The 376-nt window shown below is 50.5% G+C and carries 1 pseudogene; it reads right to left on the bottom strand.

Annotated elements, in window-relative coordinates:
- Positions 1-376 (bottom strand): annotated as a pseudogene (locus tag G5B06_RS18670) (DNA recombinase); the annotation flags it as partial.

The following is a 376-nucleotide window of genomic DNA, read 5'->3' as shown; positions in this document are numbered from 1 at the left end:
CTCTGCTCATAGCCGGTAACAGCCTTTTCCAGCTCCGCAATTTCAATCTCAAGTGCGTCCTGCTCTTTGGCATACTGTGCATCAAGCGCCCTATATCGTGCATCCGGCAGCTTGCCGAGGGCATTGTCCTCATAGATTTTGCAAATCAGTTTTTCCAGTTCTCCGGCTCTCTTTTGGGCAGCAGCCAAACGCCTGCGCTTTTTCGATATATCGGCACTCTGTTGAGCAACCTGCGTCTCCTGAACAGTGTGAATAAATTCCGTCCGGTCATTTCTCGAATATTCAGCGATAGCCCGGAGCGTGTCGGAAACCAATGTCAGGACAGCACTCTCATTGATACGGTGTTGTGTAGGGCATAGTGTCCCACACGGAACTT

The sequence above is a fragment of the Blautia luti genome (assembly GCF_013304735.1).
GTDB lineage: Bacteria > Bacillota > Clostridia > Lachnospirales > Lachnospiraceae > Blautia_A.
This window is presented reverse-complemented; position numbering and strand designations above follow the sequence as displayed.